Origin of the sequence: Paenibacillus sp. LjRoot153 (genome assembly GCF_964253085.1) — a bacterium.
GTDB lineage: Bacteria > Bacillota > Bacilli > Paenibacillales > NBRC-103111 > Paenibacillus_E.
This window is the reverse complement of sequence record NZ_CAXUQH020000001.1, coordinates 7,053,641-7,074,040: the sequence shown is the minus strand read 5'-3', so window position 1 is coordinate 7,074,040 and position 20,400 is coordinate 7,053,641. Positions and strand designations below refer to the sequence as shown.

The following is a 20,400-nucleotide window of genomic DNA, read 5'->3' as shown; positions in this document are numbered from 1 at the left end:
ACATCAGTTAGAAATGAATTTCCAACTAGTATATCATGCAGAAAGCTTCTATCCTAGCTACGAGGAATTACATGGCCACTGTGTTGCCTTTATACATATTTTCGGGCGCAGCAACAGGTTTATTCCCTGTTTCATGCTCGTTGTTTGGCGCAGGTACAGGGGCGGCCGATTTCGTTTCCATTTTACTGCTGCCTTGGAAGACGCCGCCTTCCTCAATAATGAAAGAAGCGGCGCTAATATTGCCATGCAAAGCCCCCGTAGAGGTAATAGTCAGCTTGCCCTTGGTCGTGATATTGCCATGAACGCTTCCAGCCAGAACCACATCTCGCGCGGAGATATTGGATTTCACTACACCGTGCTCCCCAATAATGACGTCGCCAGCACAGTCGATATCCCCAGTAATTCCGCCTTCAATACGAATGCTAGCCTCTGATTTAATGCGGCCTTCAAAGCTCGTTCCCTCACCTATCAGCGTATCGGTTGTATTAGGATTGATAAGGCTTTTCGTCTTTTTGAACATGTTAGTTGTCATCCTTTCGAATCGATTTAAGATAAGGTTTGGGGTCGACGCTTTCTCCGTTTTTGAGAACTTCATAATGGAGATGTGCACCTGTGCTGCGGCCCGTAGATCCGACTAAACCAATGGTGCCGCCTTTTTCTACGGAATCGCCTTTGTTAACTAGAATTTTATTTAAATGCATATACCAAGTACGTAAGCCCTTGGAATGCTCAATCACAATGTTATTGCCGTGGTAAATGTCTTTGCCTGTACTGACGACTTTACCAGCAGCAGTTGCATATACGGGATCATTCTCATGGGCACCGAAATCAATGCCGGAATGATAGCTGGGTATTTTGGTAAACGGATCTGATCGGTAGCCAAAAGGGGAAGTAACAACCTTCGTGCTAGTTGGCCACAACGTTGGTGTTATGCGAAGCTGCTCCTGTTTATCAGCAACTTTTTGCTTCGTGGCTGTCAAATTCGTTTGCAACGCCTGCACTTCACCGTTAAGTGCCGAAAAGGAGGCAAGTGTGTCTTGACCCAGCTTGAGAATGACATCTTGCGTTACGGGATTCGGACTGCCTCCCACGCCGGTTGATGCTGACGATTCAGCAGCTAGGGGCTGATTGGCATCTTTCTTAGCCTTGCCTTCGGATGATTTGCTTGCAACGGCGACGCTACTTGGTTCGTGATCGATGCCAGCTATGGTTTTGAGATCACTCTCGAGCTTCTTTACTTCTTCGACCTGTGTTTTCATCTGTTCAGCCTGCTGGGACAGTTGAATCACTTCATTTTGCAATTGTTCGATGGCCTCATTCTTAGAAGTTAGGGTTGCGCTCCATTGCTGGTTGACACCGCTTAGCTTCGATTGTAAATCACTTGCCTGTTTGACGGTATGTGCGTGAAGGAAGTAAATCGATATGGAAATCAGCATTAGCAAGGAAAAGCATGCTGCTGCGATATAGGCTACTAAATGGGGAATACGAAACCTGACGACTGATTGATTAGCGTCTGGTATGATAACCAGTGTCAGTTTTTTTGGTTTCCACTTAAGCTTCATAAGGGCTAGATTATCTCCTGTCGTGGTTGAATTTGGTAAAGGTCTGTACAACATTCGTCATATTGTGCTAAAAACCTTCATTCCTACCTACTAGTCCCAGGAAAATGAGTCTAAAGTAGGAAGGAATCCTGTCGTATATGATCGAATTTACTAATACAATTACAGAAGCTGTAAATTTGGAGTGGAGGCACACATGATTAAGCTTGCAGGTATTGACATAGGGAACGATAGTATTAAGCTGGTGCTAGATGGGTCTAGAGAACCATTAGTAATTCCGAATATCATAGCGCCGGGCTACGAAAGACACATTTTGCAAGAAGAAGATTCACCTTGGAAAGCATTGGATGTCGTTATATACAGCCCAAGCCTTTCACAGAGGAATCAACGTTATTTCGTAGGGCAGCTTGCCTTGGAGCACGAGGATAACCTAGAGCTAGAAGATACGGATAATAAAGCGCTATCGGATCAATCCCTCATTGTAGCACTGACTGCACTTGCTTATCAGGGTCTCACGAATCAAGCAGCTAACCCTGGTTACGGCAACGTTGACGAAGTTGAATACACATTGGGCACGGGTTTGCCTGTTCGTTCCTTCCCGAAATACAGTCAGACATTTGAACATCGACTTCTGGGTGAGCACGAAGTGACATTCCTTTCCACACCGCAGTTCCATAATCGTAAAATTAAAGTTTCGATCCGCAAAGTAGCTGTCTCTATTGAAGGTGCTGCGGCCATGTTCCATATGGCAACACACGACAGCCTGCAGGTGAAGGACGAAGAAATATACAACGGATGCATAGGCGTCTGCGAAATCGGTGCTTTGACGACAGATTTCCCTGTCATCAAACGCATGGCGATTGATAACCATTTTAGCCATGGCGAGCAAATCGGAATTGCAACGTATTTGGATGCGATCATTCGTGATGTTGAAGATGCATACGGTCATTTGTTCCCGAGTCGTGCGAAGCTCGCGCAACGGGTGAAGAATCGTCAATTTACGATTCAGCTACCAGGAGAAGGCCAAGTGGATATTCGGCCAATCGTGGATCTGCATTTCCGTCGAGCTGCCGTACGCATGGTGGAAATGATCAAGAAGCGCTGGCGCAAATGCCCAGATATTCAATGCTTTTACGTGATTGGCGGCGGTGCAACTGCACTGAAGCCGTATATCCAAGACGCCGCAGGAGCAATGAAATTACGGTTCACAAATGATAGTGAATTCTTAAACGTTCACGGCTACTTAAAGGTCGCGAAAAGCCGTTTAAATCAATCCGTTCCTGTTTAGCTTACAAGGCACTCGCTAAGGCGAGTGCTTTTTTATTTATTTATTTATAAGCATTCCTCCAAATAGAATTTCACGGTAGCAGTTCAAATTACTTACTGTCTTCGGCTTGTTTCAGCTTGGTAAGTTCCATATAGGTGCTTAAGTTCGCCAGGATTAAACAACTGCCGAAGCCTATCGCACAAATCATACCAACCATCGTAGATTTCTCACCCAACATAAGACCAATTAGAACAAAAGCAACGCAAATGACCAAAACTAGATTTCCTCCCCAGAGCCATTGCGTGTAGGTCATACGTTGGCTAAGTTTGCCTGAATTTTGTTTGGGATCCTTCTTTACATGAGTTCCTCCAGAGGAATCAGGATGGGCACTCGGATATTTCTGTTTCTTCCGATACCCGATTACAACAAGGAGGACCATGATGAAGGGCTGGTAAGCCAGAACAATAACGGGTGAGCTGAAGTTGGAAAAGGAGAGCAGCTCGGTTGTGCTTTTGAAAGAAAGACATGTGCTTAGTGCTATTAGCAATGCGATAGGTTTGTTGATCATCGGATAATTTCGCTCATTGAAAAGGGAACTAATGCCGAGCAGGAGTGCCAAGTAAATGGCGATTATTTTGCACACAATCGTTGGATACCAGATCATAAGCATGACAAGATCAAGTCGATCTAGAAAATCAGTGACATGAATCGTTTGAACCAGATTATAGCTAGGATATGAGAAGTTTGCAGGCATCTTAGGGCCGAGCACAGCAATGATAGCGAAGAGAATAAATGTAAGTAGAAAAAAACCAAGCAAGGAGCCATGTCGAATAGCCGATCGAACGTGATTGGCATTGGACAGCATATGAAGAAAGGCGCCTAGAATGAAAATATCACCAGCACTCCCGAGCGTCAGAATGGAACTTGCCGTCCAATTCTGAAGTGGCATCGTAAGCAAAGGCGTCGTGAGCCGCAGAAAGAATTCGTTTGATAAGAGCAGTGGCATGATCATCGTTGTTATGACAAAAAGGGGGTAGAACAGGTCATTTACACGTGCTATGACCTCTACACTTGTTTTTCCGAAATAAATAAGTAACAAACAGTTAAGTAATATTAGAATTTCCAAAGGTGTTGTATGTAGTAAAAGTGTAGAACTAAATCTAGATACGGAGGAAATATCACGAACGACAATCTGCCAGAAATGAAACAAAATGAGTAGATTTATACAGGTGCCGAGCCATTGACCTACTACGTCTTTGGATATTTCAAAAATGTTCTTATTAGGGTATAACTTTGCCATATAACCAAAGAAGCCAGCAATCAGGAATACATAAAGAATGGAAATTAAATAGCTGAACCAAGCATCCATTTGATTAATGCGAATTAATTCATTTTGCAACGTGAGGATGCCTCCGCTGGTGACTATGGAAGAAGCTAGCCACGACAACTGACGTTGGTTAATGATTTGCTTATTATCGATGATAAACACCACCTTTCTACTTATATGCCAAGAACTCGGATGAGCCATGGAGAAACCTTTTGTACGAAAAAATAAGCGGGCATCGGTATACTCATGTGGAAATATTTCATGGTGAGAAAAATAAGGATTATTCCAATGGTAAGACCATAGGTTATTTTGTTCCCTTTTTTCGCCCGGCGCAGCACTTTGCGATCTATGAGGAAGGAACCGATCAACATGCTGAGAAAGCTGATGACGAAGATCCCATCCATCGACTAGATCCCTCCTTTGGTTACGTTGTGGTTAATCACACCGGTATCAGGAATAGAGGCTTTCACTACAATATTGAATTCGGCTTCTTTAAAATAGCGCTCCCAATCCTTGCCGAATTGCTCGTTCCACTTCTGAGGATATGTTCGCCAAACCATGAGACCAAGCTGAGCTGAATCGGTGCCTTCTTTTTGCATTTGTTTAATCGTTGCGAGTATGGATAGTTTGACTTGTTCTGCGAATTTCGTTTCAATCTTGTGAAGGATATCGGAATTGTACAAATCCTCATCAGACAGGTCCTCTCGCACAGCTCCTCGAGCATCTACGATAATGTTGAACATAACTTTGTCCTCCAGGAGCTTAGGCGTTATGGCTGTCTTTCCGCCGATAACTCCAATGGAAATATTTTTGCCTTCCTCAATGGAGAATGTGAGCTGCTGCTCTTTCACTTGATCTCGGAGCCACAAAAGCCCCGATGCTTCTTTCTTTTTATAAATGCCAACCATCTTATCCCCTTTGAACTGCCCATAGCCAACGAATTGGATTTCATGGGAAGGATCTTTAGAGACTTGACTATCTCGAGGTTCCAAATAGCTCATGATTGGATCACTATTAAAGCTTAAGGACATCCCAACATCCTTCATTGTTGTAGGCATTGCATTGCGAGACTTGGTTAACTCACGAATGACTTCAGCAGGAAAACGCTCGAACTTCGGCTCAGCATTCAGGAGGTCATAGCCCTTGCCTTTGGTTACAATCAAGTAGCTCGTCATCCGATTCTCTGATGAACGCGGAAGAACATCGAACAAGGAAGTGATGCCAGCTTCCGCTAGTTTTTCGCCAATGACGATCGTTCTGCGGTGTGAGAGAAAGATGCGTCTAGACATACGCATTTGAAGCTTACTGACTGCATCGCGGAAGGTGGTCCCGACCTCGGAATCGATGTAATAGCTCTTACCTCCAGCCGTGCCACCGCCGCCGCCGCTAGCTCCACCCATGGAACCAGGGAGAGGGAACATATAAGTAACACGATATCTGCCGTCATCCTCTAAATCAGCTGATGAAGTAAGTACAAATGCGACGTCATTGGTCTCCGTACGATCCCAACAACCGGTAAGTAGAGTGGTGGAAAGCAGTAAGGTCATCACCAACCTAATGTGCTGCTTAGGATGTATCATTCGATTGCTCCTCCTTACTGGCTTTGTGTACATGATCTATGTTACTGCCATCTAAACCTCCCGCTTTCTTGATCTGCATCGGCAGTTCACTACTCTGACTGGTGTTATCTTGAACAGCCATAAACTCGGGACGTTTCTGTATTTGCCACCATGGCGCACGGATAAGAACATCCTTCATATCCTTAGCGGATAGGGGGCCGACGGGGGATAAATAGGGAACTCCGAAGGAGCGGAGATTTGCCATGTGTCCGATCAGGATCATTAAAGAGAAAAAGATACCATAGAATCCGAAGATGGATGCGGCAACGAGAATAGGGAAGCGCAGCATTCGAATCGCAATCGCACCATTAAATCGTGGAATGGTGAAGGAAGCGATACCTGTAATCGAGACGACAATAACCATAGGTGCCGATACAATTCCAGCTTGGACGGCAGCTTGTCCTACAACGAGCGCACCTAAGATGGAAACAGCGGAGCCAACCGCTTTGGGGAGTCGGATGCCAGCTTCTCGCAAGGCTTCAAAGGTGATTTCCATAATGAAGGCCTCAACGACGGATGGGAACGGAATAGCCTCCCGAGAGGCAGCTACGCTGAGCATCAATGCTGTTGGTAATAGTGCTTGATGGTACGTTGTTATAGCAACATAAAGCGCTGGTGTCGTTAACGACAGAAACATGAAGACATAACGAAGCAAGCGTAAGAGCGTGCTAATCTGGAATCGTTCATAGTAGTCCTCGCTCGTTTGCATAATTTGAATGAATACGAAAGGAACGATGAGAGCAAAGGGGGTGCCGTCTGTTAGGATGGCAACTCTCCCCTGGAGCAAGGCGGAAGCAACAACGTCAGGGCGCTCCGTATATTGCATTTGTGGAAACGGCGAATAGGCGTCGTCTTGAATAAGTTCTTCAATCATGCCTGATTCGAGAATGGCATCAATCTTGATCTGTTCTAGACGTTTGACGACTTCTTCAACTAGTGAAGGCATAGCTAAGTCATCCATATAGCAAACGACAAGATTCGTATTGCTTTCTTTACCTACACTCATGGATTTCATCTTGAGTTTAGGTGTCTTTAACTTGCGGCGAATCATGGAGGTGTTCGTCCGGATACTCTCTACGAAGCCTTCCTTCGGCCCGCGCACGACTGTTTCAGTCTCCGGTTCCCCGACGGAACGTTTCTCTGTACCACGTATGCCGAGCAGAATGGCTTTCGCGTTCCCCTCAACGAGCAAAGCAGCATCACCACCAAGCACAGAAGTCAGCAAGTCTCCGTAATTATCAGAAATCTGCGTTTGTGACACCGGCAGGATGACATTAGCAATACGCTCAATAGAGGTTTCACCGCCTCCGATCAGCATGAGTGATTTCATCGTATCGTTCAGAAGCTGTGTATTGGTTAGACCATCTACGAAAAGAAGCAGGGCTGGAATATGGGGGTCAATTTCGAATTCCCTGACAACGACATCGGAACATTCCTGGAACAAGTCCTTTATAAATTTATGATTCTCGTCAAGCAGCAGCGAAAGTTTAGTCTGTTTAAGGTCCTCAATAAACTGGATATCAAGAGCTTGATCCAAATCAGAAGGAGGATTTCCTTCGCTGGAAGGTGTCGCTTTACGTCTATGCAGGATGCTTTTCATCAAATAGTTAGGTGTTTTGGCCAAGCGAGAGGCACCTCCTGCCTTGATCAAGTTGAAGAAATAAGAATGCGTAGATTATGTTCTGCGAAACGACAGGATTTTATTACGAAAGTTGGAAAATTTTATTTGTATTGGTTTCGTTGGAAGGAAAAGGTATAGCGTCGAAGGCCTTGGCAAAAGCTATCTCAGCATGAAGATGTAGGGATAGGAGCTGATGTTGTTGGTATGGATCATTCTATTACTGTTGTTATTTATATTTCAGGCAGCTACGATTTTAATTTGTGAGTATAAAAGGCCAGCAAAGTCAATAGCATGGCTGAGTATTTTGTTTATTTTTCCAATTATTGGATTTATTATGTATTATTTCATTGCAAGGGAATATGCTCGGCGGAAGAAAGTTCATGGACATGGCAGCGATAACACGGATAAACAAGAGATCCAGGGCGTTCCGTACAAAGTCAGCTTAGACTCAAAAAAAGGCGAGGAGAGCTTCTTACCGGGGGAACAGCGTCTGCGAGATTGGCTGCGTCAAGTGCCTCGTGCACCGATTACCGAATTGAACCGAGTTGGCATACTGACGAATGCAGACGTTACGTACGAAGCAATGCTTGAAGAGATAGGGAAGGCACGAGATCATATTCACTTCGAATTCTATACCATTCGCGATGATGCGATTGGCAGGAGGTTTCTAGAAGCATTGATTGCTAAAGCAAAGGCAGGGGTAGCTGTAAGGGTCATTTACGATGGTGTTGGCAGTCACACGCTTTCTAAGGCTTACATTACTTCATTGAAGCGTGCGGGCATTGATGTAAAACCTTTCTTAAAACCGCTGATTGCTTTCTTTGATAAACGGTTGAATTATCGGAACCATCGCAAAATTGTGGTTGTCGATGGTTTGGTTGGTTTCGTTGGAGGCATTAATATCGGGAATGAATACCTTGGTGGGGACCCTAAGCTTGGTTTCTGGCGAGATACGCACGTCATGCTGCATGGGGACGCGGTATATGATTTACAGCGCACCTTTCTGACGGACTGGTTTTTCGTAAGTGGGGAAAGCTTGGTGGGAAACCGCTATTTTCCAGCTCATTCCGAACAGGAGCCTTCGTTCGTTCAGGTTATTTCTAGTGGTCCTGATGCCAGATGGGATGCGATTCAGGAAATGTATTTTGCAGGATTGATTGCGGCGAAGAACCGGATTTGGATTACAACACCATATTTCATTCCCGATCCCAGCATCACGATGGCCCTCAAAACTGCCGCAATCAGTGGTGTTGATGTGCGTATCATTCTTCCATTCAAAGCGGATTCTGCCATTGTCCAATATGCGTCAAAGTCCTATCTACAGGAATTATTACAAGTAGGCGTCCGATTCTATTTGTATCGGAAAGGGTTTATTCATGCCAAGGTGATTATCGTGGATGACATCATGGCGACGGTGGGTACGGCTAACGTGGATATGCGCAGCTTTTTCAGTAACTTCGAATTAAATGCCGTGATGTTTGATGGAAAGGTAATTTCCCGCTTGGAGAGCGATTTTGAGATGGATTTGGAGGCTTGTACGGAAGTTAAACGAACTGAATTTGAGATGAGGTCGCGGAGTGAGAAAAGAAAAGAGAGGATTGCGCGATTGTTGTCTCCATTATTTTGATTAAAAAAGAGTAGTTCTAATTAGAACTACTCTTTTAATTTGGTTAAAATTGCATCTAAATTCTGGGGTGGAACACGATCAATCAGATCCCCGTAGGTACGTAACCGATTCATTATCGTTAGTTGATTAAACTCGTAAATGCTTGGGCGAAGCTCAACTTCTTTCCAAAACAAGGGCGTTGAAACAGTCGCGTCCTTTTTGGCGCGCGGCGTATAGGGAGCTGATAGTGTTTTTCCATACCAGTGCTGGAGGTAGTCAATATAGATCTTATCACCGCGATTTTTCTTTAAGCGCTCGATTGTAAATAGCTTCGGGTGCTTGTTGACGGCATAAGTAGCGATGAATTGACCAACACTTCGGAGCTCCTCGAACGTATAACCAGGTTGAATTGGAATGTAAATTTGTACACCTGTTGCACCTGAGGTTTTGGGGACCGACTGAATACGCAGCGAGTCAAGCACTTCACCGATGATAAGAGCAGCCTCCATGATGCGAGGTTCTTCTTCCAAGGTTGGATCAATATCAATCAGCCATTCTGCGGGATTGGTCTCCCCGATGTAATGGAAGGAAGGATGAAATTCCAAGCAAGTCAGATTCCCAAGCCACATGAGCGTAGATAAGGAGTCCAAATTCACATAGTTAATACCATCTAGCGGGGCTAGCTTAACGAAGCTCGGCACAGGATTAGGGGCATTTTTCTGATAAAAGGACTTATCATCATACCCATGAGGGAATCGAATCGTCGTTAAGTGGCGATTACGGCAGTAACGTAGGAGGTAGGGTGAGAGCGCACTTAATGTCGTCAAGTAATCCGCCTTCGTAATGCCTAAATCAGGCCATAGCGGCTTATTCGGATTCGTGATCGTCAACTCGTTGCCCTCCACGAGAAGCTTAGCTTTCTCTGCTTTGAACGCCATAGGCATGGAATCGCTCCTTCTGAGCTTTTATTCACAATTATTTCCTAGGTGAATGGTTCTCAAACGGAGTCACGCAAAAGCCTTTACCGCAGATCAGGAAATGACCTGCAACCAAAGGTATAAACCGATTAACGTGATAAGTAAGGTGGGGATCGTCAGGATTACGCCTGCTTTCATATAACCGCCCCACGTGATTTTCACCCCTTTTTTGGCAAGCACATGAAGCCAAATCAGGGTGGCAAGCGAACCGATTGGTGTCATTTTTGGACCTAGATCGGTCCCGATGACATTGGCATAAATAAGGGCTTCTCGGAGGATGCCCTCGGTTTGTGTACCTTGAATGGCTAAAGCATCTATCAACACAGTCGGCAAATTGTTCATGATCGAGGAAAGGATCGCTGCAAGGAATCCCATGCCTATCGTGGCAACGAACAGACCTTCACCAGAAATGATGTCGATAAGCTCCCCAAGCGCATCGGTAAGACCGACATTTTTAAGCCCATAGACGACCACATACATCCCGATGGAGAAGATGACAACCGTCCACGGAGCTTCTTTCAAAATCTTTCTCGTATTCATCACTTCGCTCGATCTGGCAATGAGGAGGAAGGCAACAGCAGCAGTCCCAACGAGCAGGGAAACGGGCACTTGGATAAATCCGCTGCAGATATAGGTTACTAATAGGATGCCGAGAATCCACCAAGACAAACGGAACAGATTTAGATCTTTAATCGCTTCCGCTGGGCGTCTCAGCTCCGTGATATCATAGCTCTCAGGGATTTGTTTGCGATAAAAAAGGTAGAGAACCAGCAAGCTTGCGCCTAACGAGAACAGACTCGTCACGAACATTCGGCTTGCATAGGTGACGAAATCGATCCCGAAAAAATCCGCAGAAAGGATGTTTACCAAATTACTAATGACAAATGGCAGTGACGTGGTGTCTGCGATGAAGCCGCTCGCCATAATGAAAGGGAGAATGGCGGCATCCGGCAATTTCATAGCTCTGACCATGGCCAACACGATAGGCGTAAGGATCAGAGCGGCACCATCGTTCGCAAAAAAGGCCGACACCGCTGCCCCGAGCAGGATCACGTAGATGAACATAAGTTTTCCATTGCCTTTGGCCAAGCGCGCCATGTGGAGCGCGGACCATTCGAAGAAGCCGATCCCATCTAAAATAATGGAGATCAAAATAATGCCGACAAAAGCGAGCGTCGCGTTCCACACGATGCCTGTAACTGTGGCGACATCCTGCAGCGAAACGACTTGGAAAGCGAGGGCAAGCAAAGCTCCTGCCGATGCTGACCAACCAATGCTTAAGCCTTTCGGCTGCCAAATGACGAAGGTGATCGTTAGTAAAAAGATGATAATAGCTAAATAAATCATGGTATCCTCCCAGCAGACAGCAAATGAATGTAGATGTAAATATCTCAAATTTATAGATGTCTGTATAGATTTAATTTTTGGGAGGGGAAGGATGAGTCGAATTATAAACTAAAAACATGCCGATTAGGGAATCCCTAGTCTGCATGTTCATGAGTGGGCAAGCAACTTAATTCTGATTAAAGGTGCATACTTGGCTATCTATATGGATAAAAGATTGTATGCTCGGGTGTCTTAATGTTTTGTTATGTGTCCATTCCATATAGCTAACTTTCACAACGAGTTGCGGGGTTATCCATACCGCTTCTTTCGACCTTTCAGGTTCGTTGATAAAAGGGCGCTCTAGCGTTGTCATGCTTTGAACAATCTCGGTGACATGTTGCCAGTCTTTCACGGTAAGTTTGCCAGTACCTGCGTGGCCAATATACCATAACAGCCCCTGATCGTCATATAAGCCTAATAAAAGGGAATTCACGATCTTGCCTCTATAGGTAACACCACTTACGACGGCATAGAGATCCTTAAAAATTTTTTTCTTCAGCCATCGCTTATCCTTACCGTTGATGACATAGCTGCTAGTCAGGTCCTTAATCACAATGCCTTCTAATTCATGCTGCTTCACAATCGTGAATAGTGCTTCCATATCATCATGATTTGTGACGAGTTGGACTTGGTGGTTCGGCTTCATGATGGACTCTAAAATAGCTTGTCTCTCTTTCAGGCTCAAATGTATCAACCAATCTCCATTTAAATAGAGGATATCAAAGACCATGTAAGTGATGGGGACTTGCTGCATGGCTCGAGTCACTGTGCTTGACTTCCTAGCGCTGTCTCGTTTCATGATCTGGTAAAATGAGGGCTTGCCATCGGATATTGCGATAATCTCTCCATCTAAAATGACTGAATTCGCTGAGCAGAACGCCTGCGGATTCGTTAACTCCGGGTATTGCAGGGTTCGATCATTGGTTCTGCGATTGATTAATTTGGTCGTACTTCCGTCGAAGTACAGCAGCATTCTTACCCCATCCCACTTGATTTGACTCGTAAAATGAGTGCCAACTGGCCATTCATTCGTGCTAATAGGCTCGAATGGGAGGATTGGTTTAAAATCCAACGGTATTATCCCCTTTACATTGTCGTTATCCTACCATTCTTCACCAATAAAGGTGCTTTCAAGCAAGTTGTGATGGATTGTTTGTTAAAATACTCCTGCTTTGGTAACAACTGAATAGCCGTGTGATTTTGAGAGCATAACAATACTTAAATGAATGCGAGTATTAAAGGGGAGTTGTGTATGTATCAACCTTTTCCTGAGGATCCGAGTATAGACAAGGAAATTTACCATACCCTGGTGTCAACTGAGCTTTCCTCGAATATCCTTCATTTGCAAAACTTATTTACAGCTTGTGATGATGTTATTTTCGCATCGATACATCTGGAGAGTGGCCGACAAGCATCCGTCCTCTATTTACGGGGAATGGTGAATGTTGAGCTGCTTGATGGTCATGTTCTTGAACCTCTTAAGAAAGCTAGCACAGAAACCGTGGCATCCATGGACAAGGTGATGAGCTGCATTTCGGTGTCAGATTTTAAAGAACTGCGCATAATTGGTGAAGTTATCGATGAAGTGCTTGGAGGTAAGGCGGTTCTACTGTTAGACATGATCGAAGGGGCATTATCTATTGAGTTATCGCAATTTGAAGGTAGGGCAGTAGAAGAGCCATTAGCAGAGTCTGTTGTCCGTGGTCCTCGCGAGGGTTTTGTAGAATCCTTAGTCGTGAATACGTCATTAATTCGAAAAAGGTTAAAGACACCTGCGTTGAAATTCGTTTCCTTCACTCTCGGTAATTATTCGAAGACAGATGTCACAATGGCCTACATCCAGGGGATTGCCAAACCAGAAATCATAAGTAAGGTTTCGGAGCGAATCTCCCGAATCAAGCTGGATGGGGTACTTGAGAGCGGCTACATCGAAGAATTGATCGAGAACAACATCTATTCGCCTTTTCCCCAATTACAAACAACGGAACGCCCTGATGTTGCTGTATCAAGCTTGTTAGAAGGCCGCGTTGTTATTATTACGGATAATACGCCCATTGCTCTCATTGCTCCAACTACATTTTGGTCCCTCATGCAGTCTCCTGAAGATTATTATCAACGTTTCCTTATTGGGAGCCTCATACGTTGGCTTCGTTACACTTTTTTTCTAATTGCGATGTTAGCTCCGGCGATCTATGTGGCTGTGTTAACGTTTCATCATGAAATGGTGCCTACGACATTGCTTCTTCGAGTTGCTAAATCTCGGGAGGAAATCCCTTTCCCAGCCTTGGTCGAAGCATTGTTTATGGAAGTCACCTTTGAAGCTTTACGTGAAGCAGGTGTTCGTCTACCTAGACAAGTTGGTTCAGCCGTTAGTATCGTTGGCGCACTCGTCATTGGACAAGCGGCTATCCAAGCAGGATTAGTATCTGCTCCTATGGTTATGGTCGTAGCCATTACGGGCATTTCCTCGTTTATGATGCCGCAATACTCGGCGGGTATCTCCTTACGAATTCTTCGTTTTCCAATTATGATTCTATCCGGCATCTTAGGTTTATTTGGTCTTATTCTGGGGCTGCTGTTAATCATTAGTCATCTGTGTATACTCCGTTCTTTCGGTGTACCTTATTTGGCTCCACTTGCCCCGATTTATCCCAAAGGAATCAAAGATGTTTTGCTTCGTGCTCCCATTAGCAAAATGAATACACGTCCTGCCTTTTATGCTGATAAGAATAATTTGAATAGGCAGCGCGAGCATTCGGATGAACGGAATGAGAATTAAGCGGTTAGGAGTGGCTAGCTATGAGGTTATACGTATCTGTTCCAGTCATTTCACTGTGTGTCCTGCTCTTAACTGGTTGTTGGGATCGTGTCGAGGTGAATGACATGGCTTTTATCATAGCCGCTGGGATCGACAAGAGCACAGAAGATGAAATTGAAGTGACTGTTCAAGTCTTCATACCGAATCCTGCTGCTTCTGCGGGAGAAGGAGGTACTGGGGAAGGTAATGTGTACACGGTATCGTCCAAAGGAAACTCCATGCCAGATGCGTTATCGGAATTACAAAAGAAGTTTCCTCGCTATTTCTCTTGGGGGCATGCCAAAGCTTACTTCTTTGGGGAAAAATTGGCTCGGAGCGGGATGTTTGATGATTTCGATTTCTTATTCAGGGATATTCAACCACGGGAACAGGCTAATTTCTTTGTATGCAGAGGAACAGCTAAGGAACTGTTAGAAGCGCAGAATGATCCTAATACCTATGAAACCTTAATTAAACTTTCGCAGAAGCCATTGATTCAGTCTGCTACCATGCATGATATCGAGGAAGTATTAGGTGGGGAATCCGGTGCTTTCCTGCTGCCGGTTGCGAATAGGAGCAAATTGATCTCGAATCAAGCTAAAAAAACGATTCTGACCGTAGAAGGAATGTCGGTGATTAAAGAGGGGAAACTAGCTTGTTTTCTATCTCGAGATGAGCAAATGGGAATTCGGTTGTTTATTCATGAAGATCTGGGCCGTAATATTACGCTCACCGAACATGAAGCGGTTGGGAAAGTGGTGATCAAAATCATTACCACGGATCTCCATCTTCATCCTTCGATTGAAAACGGTATTTGGAAAATGACTGTTAAATTGGATTTAGAAGCGGATGTCGTTCAAAGTTCGACCCAGCTTCTCCTCGCTAACGGCTCTGACAATATGAGAAAGTTAGAAGAGCCGTTCGATAAGAAGATTAAAGAGATTTTGAGGGAGACGTTGCAACAATTACAACATGATCAAAAGGCGGACGTACTCGGCTTTGCCCGGGCTTTTCATAAAAAATATCCGCGGGAATGGAAGCAGGCCAAAGCGAATTGGAGCACTATCTTTCCAACGATGGACGTTCAGCTGGAAGTGAAAAGCACCATTCAGAGACCGGGTATATCGAATTTTCCTTTCATGACCGGTCAGAGATAGATAGGTGGGGTCATCAATGAGTGATATGGCATTATCGAACCGGCAAATATTCTGGATGATGGTTAGCATGCAAATTATTATGACTATACTTCTCACGATTGCTCCTGCTGCTCAAATTGCCAAACAGGACGCGTGGATTTCCATCATAATCGCGACAGTAGCAGGGATGCTCGTTGCTTATATATGTGGCAAACTCAGTACGATGTTCCCTGGTCTGACCGTAGTCGAATATAATCGGATTCTGCTAGGGAAATGGTTTGGCGGCTTAATTTCTGCCCTCTACATCTTAGTGTGGCTTGTCATACTTACCGTGATTTTGAGACAATTCGGCTTATTTATTACAGGGACCATTATGCCCAAAACTCCTCTCTATGTGATTCAGGTGCCAATGCTTCTCGTCGTATTGTACCCTACCTTACATGGCGTTGGTGTATTGGCACGTATTTGTGAAGTTACAGGGCCGATTATCTTACTCTGCGTGTTGGGCCCAATGTTTCTTAGTATTAATCAATTGAATTGGGATCGACTTCTTCCGATTTACTTAGATAATGACATGATGATCCTAATGAAAGGTGCGTTACCGACAGCCGCTTTCTTAGGAGATTGCATTATGATTATGATGTTGATCGCTTTTGTTGGTAAGCGGAAGAACACTGTTCGATATGCCGTAAGAGGTGTCATGCTTTCAGGTGTGCTTACCATGTTATCGATGATCGTCAGCATCTTGATGTTCGGCCCTAATGTCGCTGCTGGTTATCCCTATCCCATGCTCATGATCGTCCGTTCCATATCCATTGGCGGCATTATTGAGAATCTGGATGCGATTGTCGTTACCATCTGGATCATGAGTATATTCACCAAATTGGCGCTGTATTTATTTGTAGCGAGTTATGGAACGACACAACTGCTCGGCTTGAGCAATTGGAAGATCGTCACCTGGATTACCGCTATCGTTGTGATGCTTTTAACCTTCATACCTGTGAATTATGAGGAGATAACGATCATTTTCCCTTTGAAGATAGCTGTTCCGTACATTTTCCCTATTTTTATGGTTGTATTGCCTGTGGTTCTGCTCATGCTGGCACTGTTGAGACGAAAAAAGCTGATTCCTCGAGGATGAGTAGCTTGGTTAGCAGAGAAGAATTGACTGGATTAGCTAGTAGAGATGGGAGATGCGAATTAAGTGGATTTCCTCCAGCTATTTAGGACGATTTGGCAGGATTTAATAGAATAGCTGGATTTCCTCCAGCTAATTGCAGAGAAAAGCGTGGAAATTACCTTAAAATCCAAATTTAACGGGAGGAAATCCAGTTAATTTTAAAATAGGGGGGATTATATCGGAATTAGCTGTAGTTTTTCCATTTAACTCGACCCAACCCAAGTCAAGCCAAGTCAAGCCAAGTCAAGCCAAGTCAAGCCAAGTCAAGCCAAGTCAAGCCAAGCCAAGCCAAGCCAAGCCAACCCTACCCTACCCTACCCAACCCAACCCAACCCAACCCAACCCAACCCAACCCAACCCAACCCAACCCAACCCAACCAACCCCCACAGAATAAAAAAGTGCCCCATCTTGGATACCAAGATAGGGCACTTCTTTTATAGCAATCAAGTGACAGGCTCTTTGGCCTTTCTAGCTCGTGGCTTTGCCGCGGGCTTCTTCTCCACCGTTATCGACTCGGTCAATGAAGCATCCGCGCCAAGTGTTATTTTGCCATCGGACGGTTTCGTCGCATTTAAACTAGCTTGAAGCGCAGACATAAGGTCGATGACGCTTGTTTTTTGCATCTGCGGTGCGGTCTGGATTTCTTCGCCAGCCACTTTATGCTCGATCGCGTCGAGTAAGCGAGCACGATACTCATCCTTATATTTCTCGGGTTCAAAAGGGGTGGAAAGCTGATTGATCAGCATTTTCGCCATCTCCATTTCCCGCTCATTCACAGTAACCTTCTCAGGAAGGTTCGGCACTTGCGAAATCGGACGAATTTCATCCGGATAGAATATGGTTTCCATGGCAAGGCAATTTTCAATGACACGAATAGCGGCTAGCGAGCTTTTGGAGCGGATGGACACCTTGGCGATTCCGATTTTACCCGTCTGGCGCATGGAATCAAGAAGCAGCATGTAGGCGCCAGCGCCTGTATCGCCAGGGCCGAGGTAGTAAGTCTTTTGAAAATAAACAGGGTCAATATCAGTTAAATTTACGAAGTCCAAAATCTTAATTTCTTTGTTCGCTTCGCCGGAGATTTCCTCAAGCTCATCCTTTTCAAACAGAATAAATCGCCCGGGCTCAAACTCGTACCCTTTCGAAATTTCCTCCCACTCTACTTCCTTCTCGCAAGTCTGGCATTTCCGGACATAGGATAGCGGGGTAATACAAGTTTTGTGAATATAGCGCATAGAGATATCTTTATCCTCTGTGGCCGAAAACATTTTGACAGGAACATGAACAAGTCCGAAGCTGATCGCGCCTTTCCACACGGTATGCATGGATAGCATTCCTCCCTCAACATACATAATTGTACTAGTATTCTCTGGATGTATGACCTTTATACGGCAGTCTTTTGAGAGAATGGTTAGAGGGGAGAATGGAAATCTTATAAATGCAACATGATAGCCCAAAAAGCGAACCTAAGGAGGGATTACGGATGGCATCAGCGTCGGATTTGTCACAAGATACGAACAATGAAGATAGAGACGATTGTTATATGGACATTGATCGTATGATTAATGAGGGGCTTGGAGGCGGTAACGTCACCATGCAGGGTGGGTTAATTGAACACTCAACCACGGATACGATGACAGCTCCGGAATCCGTACTGGATGAACCATGAATGTTCACCGTGCTCAGGAGATTTTAGCTGCAGATGAGAAAATTGAGGTAGATCTGAATGGGCTGGCTGTCTGGATTGACAGTGTAGATTCCGGTAAAGGTCTCGTCAAAGTACATGCGGAAGGCAATCCCGCAGATGCTCGGGTCGTTCCAGCTAGGGAGCTCGAAGAGGTACACTAAAGGTCCGTATGGGCAAATAGCCTTCTCCGATTGCTGAATCGGGGAGGGCTTTTCCTAATTTCGCATGTCCTAGGATGAGGATTTCACAAATAAAGAATTTATATATTTCACATAAGTCTGCTTTATTTCTGATAAATGCTCCCGTCCAAGTAGGACGGCGGAGCCGTTTATTTGGATAGACAGGTTGCTGTCACCTGCTAGCGAGGACTATAATAGAAGCAGCACGCGCACACGGAAGAAAGGGATGAGATCATTGACTCAATCCACATTTAAGTTTCATTCTCACCATGAAGCAGATACGGATAAACTGGGAATCCTACTATCAACGTATCTACAGCCAGGAACGGTCTTAACGTTAGACGGAGATTTGGGTGCTGGCAAAACGAGATTCTCGCAAGGATTCGCCAGAGCGATGGGGATTTCGGAGCACGTTAACTCGCCTACATTTACCATTATCAAAGAATACGAGGGAGCTGGACTCCCTTTCTACCATATGGATATGTATCGCATTTCGCAAGAGGAAGCAGATGAGTTAGGGTTAGAGGATTACTTCTATGGGGCAGGGGTTACGCTGATCGAATGGTCGAGCTTAATTGAGGATCTGCTGCCACCCGACAGATTAAGTATTACGATCACCCAAGAGGTTGATCAAACCCGCGTATTTCACTTGACCCCACACGGTTCGCCGTATGGGAGCTGGTGTGTACAGATGAAGGAGAACGGACATTTACATGACGGAACGGATAACTAATACGGGGCGATGCTTAGCGATCGATACCTCAACATCGGCAATGACTGTTGCTATATTGGAAAATGGACACCTGCTCGGGGAGATTAGCTCCCATGCAGAACGGAATCATTCTCTGGGGTTGCTTCCCCACATTCAAGATTTACTAGCTCGCTTAGGAATGAAGCCAAGAGATCTGCGCTCGGTTGCTGCCGGCCAAGGGCCAGGCTCATATACAGGTGTGCGGATTGCTGTTTCCGTAGCCAAAACATTTGCATGGTCGTTAGGATTAGACTTGATTGGCGTGTCTAGTTTGGAGGCTATGGCAATTGGTGGTTCTGTACAGAACGACTATAAAGGTGCGGGTTTAACATGGGTTATACCTCTTATGGATGGAAGGCGTAAGCAGGCTTTTACGGCTGTATATGCTTTTGAAGGGGCGACTGCTGTTACAGCTGCTCGAGAACCTGATGCGACTTGGCGTGAAGTGTTGCCTGATGGTATTCGGGTTATCGGAGCGTGGACGGAGCAGATTCTCTCGCAAGCTAGTAGTTTAGCACCTGATCACATACTTTTCGTCGGTGAAACCACGGGATTTGCGCTTGAGCTGGAGCAGTTTGCGAAGGATTTTGCGGGTCATGTGAGCGTTGTTCCCTATGGCATTGAAGCGGAATATATTGGTCTACTGGCTAATCCAAGATTAGCGGGAGGCGAGAAGGCAGACATTCATTCGTTTGTACCGAATTACACTAGGCTTCCAGAAGCGGAAGCCAATCTGCTAGCTGGTCTGCAGACGAAGAAAGGGGAACAGTAATCATGGAACAGAGACAGCCGCATGCCATAGAAAATTCGTTGGTATTCCGCTCAATGACCATGGAAGACATTCCTTTTATTGTTGAGATCGAGCAGGAAGCGTTCACGACTCCTTGGACACGAGGTGCGTTTGAGAATGAGCTGACAAACAACCAGTTTGCGCATTATATGATCATGGACATCGATGGGGAAGTCGCGGGTTATGGCGGCATGTGGCTCATCATGGAGGAAGCACATGTCACGAACATTGCTGTAAAAGATACCTATCGTGGACGCAAGCTTGGAGAAAGGCTCCTGCGTGAGTTGATGAAAACGTCCGCTTTCCTAGGTGCCATCCGCATCACCCTTGAAGTGAGAACTTCGAACTATGTGGCACAAAATTTATACGAAAAATTAGGCTTCCGCTCCGTTGGTGTGCGTAGAGGCTATTATACAGATAATCGCGAGGACGCTGTCGTCATGTGGGCAGATCTGCCCAATCGTAGAAAGGATAGTCTCAGTGACTGAGGCTTTCAAATAGGTGAATAGTGTGAGTA

At 45.1% G+C, this 20,400-nt stretch carries 20 protein-coding genes; 10 read left to right on the top strand and 10 right to left on the bottom strand.

What is annotated here, in order from left to right; translation table 11 throughout:
- Window positions 1-67: 67 nt before the first annotated feature.
- A complete protein-coding gene (locus ACSQ8P_RS30595) occupies window positions 68-520 on the bottom strand; it encodes a bactofilin family protein (protein ID WP_436238630.1) in 453 nt (150 codons plus the stop codon).
- Window position 521: 1 nt separating this feature from the next.
- A complete protein-coding gene (locus tag ACSQ8P_RS30590) occupies window positions 522-1,616 on the bottom strand; it encodes a M23 family metallopeptidase (RefSeq protein ID WP_436238629.1) in 1,095 nt (364 codons plus the stop codon).
- A gap of 139 nt (window positions 1,617-1,755) precedes the next feature.
- Here ACSQ8P_RS30590 and ACSQ8P_RS30585 point away from each other — a divergent pair, with 139 nt between their 5' ends.
- Complete coding sequence (locus ACSQ8P_RS30585) at window positions 1,756-2,847, top strand: ParM/StbA family protein (RefSeq protein WP_436238628.1); 1,092 nt, start codon at window positions 1,756-1,758, stop codon at window positions 2,845-2,847.
- 88 nt (window positions 2,848-2,935) lie between these two features.
- Here ACSQ8P_RS30585 and ACSQ8P_RS30580 read toward each other — a convergent pair whose 3' ends face one another.
- From ACSQ8P_RS30580 to ACSQ8P_RS30565, 4 genes are read right to left on the bottom strand one after another with little or no spacing between them, the layout of a single operon-like run.
- Window positions 2,936-4,315, bottom strand: a complete 1,380-nt coding sequence (locus ACSQ8P_RS30580; protein WP_436238627.1) for a GerAB/ArcD/ProY family transporter — start codon at window positions 4,313-4,315, stop codon at window positions 2,936-2,938.
- 11 nt (window positions 4,316-4,326) lie between these two features.
- Window positions 4,327-4,557, bottom strand: a complete 231-nt coding sequence (locus ACSQ8P_RS30575) for a hypothetical protein (protein WP_436238626.1) — start codon at window positions 4,555-4,557, stop codon at window positions 4,327-4,329.
- Between the two features lie 3 nt (window positions 4,558-4,560).
- Window positions 4,561-5,733, bottom strand: coding sequence for a Ger(x)C family spore germination protein (locus ACSQ8P_RS30570; RefSeq protein ID WP_436238625.1), 1,173 nt, complete (start codon window positions 5,731-5,733; stop codon window positions 4,561-4,563).
- Window positions 5,720-7,372: a spore germination protein gene (locus tag ACSQ8P_RS30565; RefSeq protein ID WP_436239648.1), complete on the bottom strand. Its 1,653-nt coding sequence runs from the start codon at window positions 7,370-7,372 to the stop codon at window positions 5,720-5,722. The genes ACSQ8P_RS30570 and ACSQ8P_RS30565 overlap by 14 nt, the downstream gene beginning before the upstream one ends.
- Window positions 7,373-7,592: 220 nt before the next feature.
- On the opposite strand from ACSQ8P_RS30565, the gene cls reads away from it, so the two are divergent.
- Complete coding sequence (gene cls, locus ACSQ8P_RS30560) at window positions 7,593-9,020, top strand: cardiolipin synthase (RefSeq protein WP_436238624.1); 1,428 nt, start codon at window positions 7,593-7,595, stop codon at window positions 9,018-9,020.
- A 26-nt stretch (window positions 9,021-9,046) separates the two neighbouring features.
- Here cls and ligD read toward each other — a convergent pair whose 3' ends face one another.
- From ligD to ACSQ8P_RS30545, 3 genes are all read right to left on the bottom strand, one after another.
- On the bottom strand, window positions 9,047-9,943 hold the full coding sequence (ligD, locus tag ACSQ8P_RS30555) for a non-homologous end-joining DNA ligase (protein WP_436238623.1): 897 nt from the start codon (window positions 9,941-9,943) through the stop codon (window positions 9,047-9,049).
- 87 nt (window positions 9,944-10,030) lie between these two features.
- Entirely contained in the window at window positions 10,031-11,323 is a 1,293-nt protein-coding gene (locus ACSQ8P_RS30550) for an arsenic transporter (RefSeq protein ID WP_436238622.1), read from the bottom strand.
- Window positions 11,324-11,489: 166 nt separating this feature from the next.
- Window positions 11,490-12,434, bottom strand: coding sequence for an ATP-dependent DNA ligase (locus ACSQ8P_RS30545; RefSeq protein WP_436238621.1), 945 nt, complete (start codon window positions 12,432-12,434; stop codon window positions 11,490-11,492).
- 180 nt (window positions 12,435-12,614) lie between these two features.
- Between ACSQ8P_RS30545 and ACSQ8P_RS30540 the strand changes: the two genes are divergently transcribed.
- The 3 genes from ACSQ8P_RS30540 to ACSQ8P_RS30530 are packed head-to-tail and all read left to right on the top strand — an operon-like array spanning window position 12,615 to window position 16,436.
- Window positions 12,615-14,141: a spore germination protein gene (locus ACSQ8P_RS30540; protein ID WP_436238620.1), complete on the top strand. Its 1,527-nt coding sequence runs from the start codon at window positions 12,615-12,617 to the stop codon at window positions 14,139-14,141.
- Between the two features lie 20 nt (window positions 14,142-14,161).
- Window positions 14,162-15,316 carry a Ger(x)C family spore germination protein gene (locus ACSQ8P_RS30535; protein WP_436238619.1) on the top strand — a complete coding sequence of 385 codons (1,155 nt, stop codon included), beginning with the start codon at window positions 14,162-14,164 and terminating at the stop codon, window positions 15,314-15,316.
- 16 nt (window positions 15,317-15,332) lie between these two features.
- Window positions 15,333-16,436 carry a GerAB/ArcD/ProY family transporter gene (locus tag ACSQ8P_RS30530; protein WP_436238618.1) on the top strand — a complete coding sequence of 368 codons (1,104 nt, stop codon included), beginning with the start codon at window positions 15,333-15,335 and terminating at the stop codon, window positions 16,434-16,436.
- Window positions 16,437-16,919: 483 nt separating this feature from the next.
- Here the strand turns inward: ACSQ8P_RS30530 and ACSQ8P_RS30525 are convergent, their stop codons facing one another.
- The gene (locus ACSQ8P_RS30525; protein WP_436238617.1) at window positions 16,920-17,801 is read right to left on the bottom strand and encodes a Ku protein; all 882 of its coding nucleotides are present in this window, start codon (window positions 17,799-17,801) and stop codon (window positions 16,920-16,922) included.
- A 158-nt stretch (window positions 17,802-17,959) separates the two neighbouring features.
- Here ACSQ8P_RS30525 and ACSQ8P_RS30520 point away from each other — a divergent pair, with 158 nt between their 5' ends.
- The 5 genes from ACSQ8P_RS30520 (at window position 17,960) to rimI (ending at window position 20,371) form a co-directional block, all read left to right on the top strand.
- On the top strand, window positions 17,960-18,145 hold the full coding sequence (locus ACSQ8P_RS30520; protein ID WP_436238616.1) for a hypothetical protein: 186 nt from the start codon (window positions 17,960-17,962) through the stop codon (window positions 18,143-18,145).
- On the top strand, window positions 18,142-18,324 hold the full coding sequence (locus ACSQ8P_RS30515) for an H-type small acid-soluble spore protein (protein WP_056608515.1): 183 nt from the start codon (window positions 18,142-18,144) through the stop codon (window positions 18,322-18,324). Before ACSQ8P_RS30520 ends, ACSQ8P_RS30515 begins: the two co-directional genes overlap by 4 nt.
- A 244-nt stretch (window positions 18,325-18,568) precedes the next feature.
- Window positions 18,569-19,075 carry a tRNA (adenosine(37)-N6)-threonylcarbamoyltransferase complex ATPase subunit type 1 TsaE gene (tsaE, locus tag ACSQ8P_RS30510; RefSeq protein ID WP_436238614.1) on the top strand — a complete coding sequence of 169 codons (507 nt, stop codon included), beginning with the start codon at window positions 18,569-18,571 and terminating at the stop codon, window positions 19,073-19,075.
- Window positions 19,056-19,865 (top strand): tRNA (adenosine(37)-N6)-threonylcarbamoyltransferase complex dimerization subunit type 1 TsaB, encoded by an 810-nt coding sequence (tsaB, locus tag ACSQ8P_RS30505; protein ID WP_436238613.1) that lies wholly within the window; start codon window positions 19,056-19,058, stop codon window positions 19,863-19,865. The genes tsaE and tsaB overlap by 20 nt, the downstream gene beginning before the upstream one ends.
- Window positions 19,866-19,867: 2 nt before the next feature.
- Window positions 19,868-20,371 (top strand): ribosomal protein S18-alanine N-acetyltransferase, encoded by a 504-nt coding sequence (gene rimI, locus ACSQ8P_RS30500; RefSeq protein WP_056608522.1) that lies wholly within the window; start codon window positions 19,868-19,870, stop codon window positions 20,369-20,371.
- Window positions 20,372-20,400: the final 29 nt, after the last annotated feature.